Source organism: Deltaproteobacteria bacterium, assembly GCA_003194485.1.
Classification (GTDB): domain Bacteria; phylum Desulfobacterota; class Dissulfuribacteria; order Dissulfuribacterales; family UBA3076; genus UBA3076.
Genome location: PQXD01000032.1, coordinates 1 through 7,797, shown reverse-complemented (window position 1 = coordinate 7,797; position 7,797 = coordinate 1). Strand labels below are relative to the sequence as shown.

The following is a 7,797-nucleotide window of genomic DNA, read 5'->3' as shown; positions in this document are numbered from 1 at the left end:
GAGAGCATTGGAGGGACAAGGGATGATTACCCAATAATCAAAGACTATATATCGAAGCGGAGCTAACTCAATAGTCATATAAGTTTTTTTGTCTGTATACGTCTGTGTGGATCGAGCGAGCATAGCGAGCGGGTGGCTAATTATTTTCATGCCTGCGCTTCCTTACCCAGAAAATGAGGATGGATTCCGCCAGGAACTCCCTGCTTATATTTCGATCCAGCAGCCACTCCACTTTATCCAGCCACTGGCAATACCCGGCCAGGTCCTGTGAGCCGAAGAGATGTGAAATTGCCCGAAGGTCATTCACGTAATCAGGGTTGAAAAGCATTTGAGCAGCATGTTCCTTTGGTTCTTTCCTGTCGTCACTCCGAAGCCCTTTAAGCATCATCAAATCCCTGAGAAAGGTGCGGATTACATGTACAGCAAGGAGAATGCTCTCCCGGCTGCCTGAAATCTGCCTTGACAAGATAAACAGCATGGAAAGCGCCTTTTCCCTCCTGCTTTTCAGAAACCTGAACAGGTCTTCCCGCACTGAAAAAACATCCTGCTCAAGTAAGTCTCTGGCCTTTGAGATGCTGCCTTCTGAAAAACGGGCCAGAGATTGGACCAAGCCAGAGGGACAAAGCCCTTCTCCTTTAATGTGCTCCGTAATGGCGCTGACTGACAGGCCTTCGCAGTGTATCACATGGCAGCGGGATACAATGGTGGGCAGGAGGGCCCTGACCGAGGTGGCCGTGAGTATCAGGTGGTTTCTGTCAGGAGGCTCTTCCAGGGTCTTGAGAAGGGCATTTGCCGATGGAAGATTTATCTTTTGGGCCTCCAGTATAAGGCACACCCTGCGCCGGGAATCCAGGGGAGAAAAGGACAGGGCCTTTTGCAGATCACGGACCTGATCCAGTTTTATCATTGCCCCTTGAGGCTTCAGGATCTCAAGGTCAGGGTGGGTGCGGTGCTCAAACTTGATGCACCCTGCACAACTGCCGCATGGCCTTGGATGGTCCTCTCCAGGATAAGGGTGTTCACACAGGAGCAATTTCGCAATGGAAAGGGCCAGGGCCTCTTTGCCCGCTCCGGAAGGTCCTGCCAATAGATAGGCATGGGCCAAAAGGCCCCTTTTCATCATGCGGCCGAAGAGCCGGAAGGCCCTTTCCTGGCCTGGAATATCAGCCGGCGCTTGCCTGTTCACACGTAAATTCACTCCCTGTCCGGGGTAATGTGAACGCTTAAGTTCACACTTGTTTTTTTCCTGACCACAGGCTGGGCTGAGTACCTGGCCGGCCACGCACGGCATCACAAGGCTCGGCCGGGGCAGACGGGTCTTCCGCTTCTATGTCTTCTGTTGACTCTTTCAGGGCCTTGTCCTGACCCTGAAGGTAGAAATGACGCTCAAGGAGCCTCTGATACTCAGTCCAACCATAAGCCGCCCCGGGAATATCTTTTTTCAGACCTCCAAGATAGTTCAGTTTGGCATCCAGGTCATCTATATAATTCAGTGCTATGGCTTCCTCCATCATGGGGACTACAGGCGCACCGAATTCCCTCTGGCCGTGATGGCTGAGCACGAGGTGTTTCAGGGTGACTATCTGCTGAGATGAGTCCTTAATGCCGAGTCTTGCGACAAAATTGTCAATAATAGAAATACCCAGTACGATATGACCAAGGAGTCTGCCCTTGTCTGAATAGTCTATCGGAGGGCGGGAAAAGGTGAATTCTTCTATTTTTCCGATGTCGTGAATCAGGGCGGCTGATACCAGAAGGTCCCGATCAAGGTGGGGATATAGCCTGCATACGGAATCCGCCAGCCTTGCCACCGAGACGCTATGCTCCAGCAGTCCGCCGATATAGGCATGGTGCATCCTCTTTCCTGCGGGTGCCAGCTTGAAGGCCTTGCTGATCTTCCGGTCCCTGAATATTTCATTTAATAAAGAGACAAAGACATCGGATTTGATCCCCCTGATATACTTCCTGAACTCTGACCACAGTTCATCGGTGTCGGCCTGAGCAACAGGGAGAAAAAGGCCCGGATCCACTCCATCGTCCCCTATTGATTCCAGATGAGTGATCTTCAGCTGTGTGGCTTCTCTGAACTTCTGTGCCTCTCCCCTTATCCGGACGTAATCTCCTTTACTAAAGACTGCATCAAGCCGTTTGGCCCCTTCCCAGACCCGGCCCTCAATCTCACCGGTCCTGTCAGTGAGGGTGACGGCCAGATAGGGTTCCCCGTTTCTTGTCTCAAGCATTCGCTTGGAACTGACGCAAAAAAGACCCTCCACAGTCGCTCCGGGCTGGATTGCCGATATATAGGTTCCTTTTTCCAAATTTCTAATTTCTGATTCCGCTGAAAAAACCCAATCTGCGGCGTTGCTTCAATTTTCCAGCCCATGCGACGTACGCCAAGTACGTCTCATTCCTGGAAAATTTCGCGCCTTGCATCTCGGGCTTTTTGAGCGGAATCATATTTCAGACTTTTTGCAGTGTAATCATTTCTAATTTTTTAATTGTCTCCCATATCCATGGCAAACCGGATACCTGCGGCCATACCCAAAGGCCCTGCCGGTAACCCTCGGGCCTATAGGGGACTGATGACGTTTGTATTCACTGCGGTCGACCATCTGTACGATCCCGTGTACTGTCTCCGGATCAAAACCCTCTGTAATTATCCGGTCGGGCGAGGTATTATGCTCCAGATACTTTTCGAGTATTGCATCCAGGATCTCATAGGGCGGGAGATCGTCCTGGTCCTTCTGCCCGGGCCTCAGCTCTGCCGAAGGGGCCTTTGTCAGCACCCGCTTGGGGATTATTTCTCCCTCTGAGTTGAGATATCCGGCCACCTTATAGACCATAGTCTTGGGCAGATCCGAGACAAGGGCAAAGCCGCCGCTCAAATCCCCGTAGAGCGTGCAGTACCCAACCGCAAGTTCCGATTTGTTGCCCGTGGAGAGCACCAGATGTCCGAATTTGTTGGAAATGGCCATGAGCAGATTGCCCCTGATCCTGGCCTGTATGTTCTCTTCGGTAGTATTTCGGCCTCTTCCGAAAAAAACCGGCTCAAGGGTTCCAAGATATGAATCAAAAATGCCTGATATGGGAATTGTAATGGTCCGGATCCCCAGGTTCCGGGCCAAGGCCTCCGCGTCCTCAATACTTGCCTCTGATGTATAAGGAGAGGGCATTATGACTCCCAGCACATTTTCAGGGCCGAGGGCCTGTGCAGCAACAGCGGCGGCCACGGAAGAGTCTATCCCGCCGCTCAGGCCCAGCACGACCTTGCTGAAACCGCACCTGGTTGCATAATCTTTCAGGCCCAGCTTCAGTGCCTTGACCACGGCCTCTTCCTTTGAACCGGAGACGATGTGCACTTCGCCTTGCAGGGCCTTTGTATCGCATGTGACCAGGTCCTCTGAAAAATCCTTTGCCCGGGCCATGATATTCCCGGCATGATCAACGGCCATACTGTTTCCGTCAAATATCAGACAGTCCTGCCCTCCGACTGCATTGATATAAAAGAAGGGCCTGCGGTATTTGATGGCAAGGTGTCTTAAGATATGGTAACGGAAGGCGGTCTTTTCTATGTCAAACGGAGAAGAATTTATTGTTATAAAGACATCCGTCCCTTTTTCTGCCAGCTCAGCCACAGGGTTCACAGGATAGCTGTGTTCAAGGAAGAGGTCGCTATCGTTCCAGATGTCCTCGCATATCGTAATGCCAAGAGATAGTCCTCTGAAGTTGACCGGCGTACTCTCGGTCCCCGGCTCAAAGTACCTGGTTTCATCAAAGATGTCGTAGCTGGGAAGAAGGCGTTTGTGCACTTTGGCCAGGACATTTCCCTCTTCAAACAGGACGGCCGTATTATGTATGGGTTTCCCGGCCCTTTTGGTGTTTGGTGAAATACAGCCGCACAGAACGGCAATCCCTTTTACCTCTGACATCAGCCAATCCATGGCCTGCAGGTTGTCCTGTATAAACTCTTCGCGTTCCAGCAGGTCCCTTGGAGGATAACCACATACTGCGAGCTCAGGAAATATAACCAATTCACACCCTCCGTCCCTGGCCTTTCCGGCGAGACGGACCAATTGGGCTACATTGTGCCTAAAGGCCCCTATTGTGGGATCGTATTGCGCCAGACCTATTTTCACCTTTATCCCAATCTTAATTCATAATTCCTTACATTCCCTTATGACACTCTTCCACTACTTCCTGCAGCTCCTTGTCCAGCTCCGGAGGCAGACCGTTTATTTTGACGTCCAGGAATCCCCTGACTATGGCGGATGTGGCCTCTTCTTCACCGAGACCCCTGGCCATGAGGTATTCGATCTCCTCCTGGGCTATCCGGCCTACGGCCGCTTCATGGGACATATCCACATTTGCCACATGGGCCTCCAGCTCAGGTATGGCGTGAATCACGCCGTTTTCTGCCAATATCAGGCCCTGACATTCAAGGTGTGCCTTTATATCGGCGGCAAGGCCGACAAGGTGTCCCCTGGCCACTACCCGGCCTCCGAAAGATATGGTCCTGGATATTATCTCGGACCTGCTCCCGGGGGCCTCGAGTATGACCTTGGCACCAGTGTCTATATCCGAGCCGTCAGGGGCCACGATGACCGAGTTAAAGCGGGCCAGGGCATTTCGGCCGCTGAGTGTGGCTGCCGGAAAGGTCTGGACAGACTTTACGCCCCTAAGGGATATGTAGTTGGAGAGAAAGACGCCGTCCTCCTCCACCCTGATACCTGTACGGGGCCTCACATAGACATTTTCACCCCAGTTATGGATCATGGTAAAGATGAGCTTTGCCCCCTTCTTGACAAAGAATTCGGATATCCCTATGTGCAGCCCTGAGGTAAGATGTGGATGTGTGGAGCATCCTGTGATGATATGCAGTTCGGAACCCTCTTCTGCTATCACTATGTTGTGAATGCGCTGGGCCACGTTTTCATTCCTGATGTAAAGGCAGGTCTGGAGCGGATAAACAACCTTTTCACCAGGAAGGGTCCGAATGAAATAACCGTTATCGAGTTTCTGATCAGCCTCCCTCGTAAAAGAATCTTTCTCGGTTGATACGAGCTTCCACCAATAGTCCTTGAGGCCGTCGTATTTTTTGAGCGCCTCCGTGATGGGGAGCAGCTCTATGCCATGCGCTTCACAATCACACTTCAGGATACTGCAGTTTGTCTGAATAAAGGTCCCTGCCTTATCCGGAGCTTTGAGATCGATCCCGGTCTGCCTGAGCCTTTCAAGTTCTTCTTCTCCAAACTCCCCTATATCTTTCGGCCCTTCTACCTCAGAGGCAGGCTTGAAGGTCTCCAGCAGGTCCTCATCACTCAGGTCTTTTGTGTCGTAACGGTTTTCAGAATAGTTCATATCTTAAGCCTTGTTCGAATAGACGGCATTTGGCACACTCTTCATAGCCGTAATTTTTGATTCTCTCAAATATATCCCGGGGATTTCCATGGCAGTATATCTGCCCGTTCAGCATGACATGTCCCTTATCAGCATTCACATAGTTTAGTATAAGTCCGGTGTGGGTAATTATCAGACCGGACTTCTGACGGTTTTTGCGCACTTCTTTTTGCAGCAGCTTGCGTATCATCTGGCATATCACATCCAGGTTCTCAATATCTACACCGGATTCCGGCTCATCAAGGAGTGCCAGGTCCGGACCCTGGGCCAGAAGCTGGAGCAGTTCGGACTTCTTTATCTCACCGCCGGAAAAGCCGAGGTTCACTTGCCTTCCCAGAAAGTGCTCAAAATTATAGGCAGCAGCTAACTGACCCACGGCATTGGATCTCTTGTCATATAAGGCCAACAAGTCTCTAAGCCTCACCCCTCTCAGGGTAGGCGGACGCTGAAAGGACAGCCCGAGGCCGAGCCTGGCCCTTTCGTTAACTGGCAGGTGCGTGATATCCTCTCCCTTGAAGAGTATGCGACCATGCTTGACCTTGTAACCGGAAAAGCCCATCAGGGTCACGAGCAACGTCGTTTTCCCCGAACCGTTTTTACCAAACAGGCAGTGTGTCTCGCCCGTTCCTATCCGGAGGTTGATCCCCTTGAGGATCTCGCGGCCCTGGACTTCAACCCAAAGATCTTCTATCTGTAGCATAAAAAGCCTGACCTCCCTGGTGATTTGCTTGAACTCTGTTGAAACGGACAGCAAAGTCAACGGCAAGAATGTAAGAGGTATGCCCTGAATTTACAAGAAGCAATGTGGAAGCCTGGGGATGATTTTTATACCTGAGAATTTCCGATTGACCAGCCGACGGCTGGAAATGTCAAGTTCACTGAAATCGTGTAGAGGCGCAACTCGATTCGCCACTTAGGCCGCCGGGTCCCTGATTCGCTGAACCACAGCTAAAGCTCGACAGCATCTTCTGCACTTCCCCTGATCCGCATTCGGGACATTGAATCCCCTTGATAGACCCGGATGAAAGCACAAGAGTTTCGAAAACCTTGTTACACTTCTTGCATGTATATTCAAAAATTGGCATAAGGAAATTGGCCTCTATGCTTTCTAAGCCGGTACTGGCAAACAACTCGAATGTAAGTTAATTTATAAAAGCAGGTTGTCAAAGAAGACTAAGAGAGGAGATTAAATCTTGGATAATAAAGATCAGCTTCAGGAGGTCTTGTCATCTGAAACCATTAAGACCAGAGTAAATGAGTTAGGGGAACAAATTTCCAGAGATTACCACGGACGTCCCATGGTGCTCATCGGTATTCTTAACGGGGCCTTTATTTTCATGGCGGATCTCGTACGGCACATCAGGAATCCCCTGCAGATCGACTTTGTACGCCTGGCCAGCTATGGTTCTCAGACGGAGCCATCGGGCCAGATAAGCTTTACTAAGGACATAGAGCTTGACATTAAGGACAAGGATGTCCTGGTTGTAGAGGATATAGTAGATACAGGTTATACACTCAAATACCTTAAAGAGGTGCTGAAGCTGCACAATCCGGCCTCGGTCAGGATCTGTTGCCTGATCGACAAGAAGGAGCGCAGAGAGGTACCAATAGAAGTCGATTACGTTGGATTCGATATCCCGCGCGGGTTCCTGGTGGGCTATGGACTGGACTTTGACGAGAATTACCGTGGCTTACCAGCGGTGTACCACCTCAATCCGGGTTATCAGCCAGAGGGGTTCGCCCCGTCGGACAGATAAGTTGTCTAAAGGAGATATCCAGCAGACCGAAAGCTTGTGTTGCATGTCCTTAATCTGCTGATAAATAAAGGACTGTTGTCCATGGCTTATCCTGATAGCCCAAAGCAAAGATATCAAACAACCGCACTGATCTGGCCAGGAAAATACAATGAAGATGGGTCCCTGAAAGAAGTTCCGCGGGTGAATTTGCCCTTTCAGATAATTGAGACCATCAACGGGAGCCGGGCCTCGCAGGAGGCCAAACCTGAAGAAATGGGCCAGGAAATTCGTGCATCTGCTCAATAAACGTTTGTAGTAAAAAAATCTGGCAGTGGTAAGGAAGGAATTTACTGGCGATTAAGGCAATTGTCTTCAGAGCGGCGTGAAAATCGGGGACAATGAAAGATTAATTCAACTAAAATGACTCGATTGGCTGTTCTTTGAACCATTCCAAAATCCTGCCTGCCGGACTTTCCTCAAAATTTTCTACCACCGCTTCTTCTTTTGCCACTATTCGAAGAATCATGGCAATAAGTGGATCACTGGATATTTCATATAAGCGCAGGCGAATTTTGTGACGCAGCACAGGAGGCTCTTTTGAGCCTTCAGAGGCAAGCTGTGATCGTCTTTTCTCAAGCTATGGGTAAAAATACCACCATAGCCA

At 50.3% G+C, this 7,797-nt stretch carries 8 protein-coding genes; 2 read left to right on the top strand and 6 right to left on the bottom strand.

Going from position 1 to position 7,797, the window contains the following annotated elements; genetic code table 11:
• Positions 1 to 136 precede the first annotated feature (136 nt).
• The 6 genes from holB to C4B57_11025 form a co-directional block, all read right to left on the bottom strand.
• Positions 137 to 1,291 (bottom strand): DNA polymerase III subunit delta', encoded by a 1,155-nt coding sequence (holB, locus tag C4B57_11050; GenBank protein PXF52462.1) that lies wholly within the window; start codon positions 1,289 to 1,291, stop codon positions 137 to 139.
• On the bottom strand, positions 1,230 to 2,318 hold the full coding sequence (locus tag C4B57_11045; protein PXF52461.1) for a metal-dependent phosphohydrolase: 1,089 nt from the start codon (positions 2,316 to 2,318) through the stop codon (positions 1,230 to 1,232). The genes holB and C4B57_11045 overlap by 62 nt, the downstream gene beginning before the upstream one ends.
• A 168-nt stretch (positions 2,319 to 2,486) precedes the next feature.
• Positions 2,487 to 4,136: an NAD+ synthase gene (locus C4B57_11040; GenBank protein PXF52460.1), complete on the bottom strand. Its 1,650-nt coding sequence runs from the start codon at positions 4,134 to 4,136 to the stop codon at positions 2,487 to 2,489.
• Positions 4,137 to 4,164: 28 nt separating this feature from the next.
• Positions 4,165 to 5,358 carry a hypothetical protein gene (locus C4B57_11035; GenBank protein PXF52459.1) on the bottom strand — a complete coding sequence of 398 codons (1,194 nt, stop codon included), beginning with the start codon at positions 5,356 to 5,358 and terminating at the stop codon, positions 4,165 to 4,167.
• Positions 5,345 to 6,097 (bottom strand): ABC transporter ATP-binding protein, encoded by a 753-nt coding sequence (locus C4B57_11030; protein PXF52463.1) that lies wholly within the window; start codon positions 6,095 to 6,097, stop codon positions 5,345 to 5,347. Before C4B57_11030 ends, C4B57_11035 begins: the two co-directional genes overlap by 14 nt.
• Before the next feature lie 175 nt (positions 6,098 to 6,272).
• Entirely contained in the window at positions 6,273 to 6,482 is a 210-nt protein-coding gene (locus C4B57_11025; protein ID PXF52458.1) for an FmdB family transcriptional regulator, read from the bottom strand.
• Positions 6,483 to 6,590: 108 nt separating this feature from the next.
• On the opposite strand from C4B57_11025, the gene hpt reads away from it, so the two are divergent.
• Positions 6,591 to 7,154, top strand: coding sequence for a hypoxanthine phosphoribosyltransferase (hpt, locus tag C4B57_11020; GenBank protein PXF52457.1), 564 nt, complete (start codon positions 6,591 to 6,593; stop codon positions 7,152 to 7,154).
• 36 nt (positions 7,155 to 7,190) lie between these two features.
• Positions 7,191 to 7,439: a hypothetical protein gene (locus C4B57_11015; protein ID PXF52456.1), complete on the top strand. Its 249-nt coding sequence runs from the start codon at positions 7,191 to 7,193 to the stop codon at positions 7,437 to 7,439.
• Positions 7,440 to 7,797: the final 358 nt, after the last annotated feature.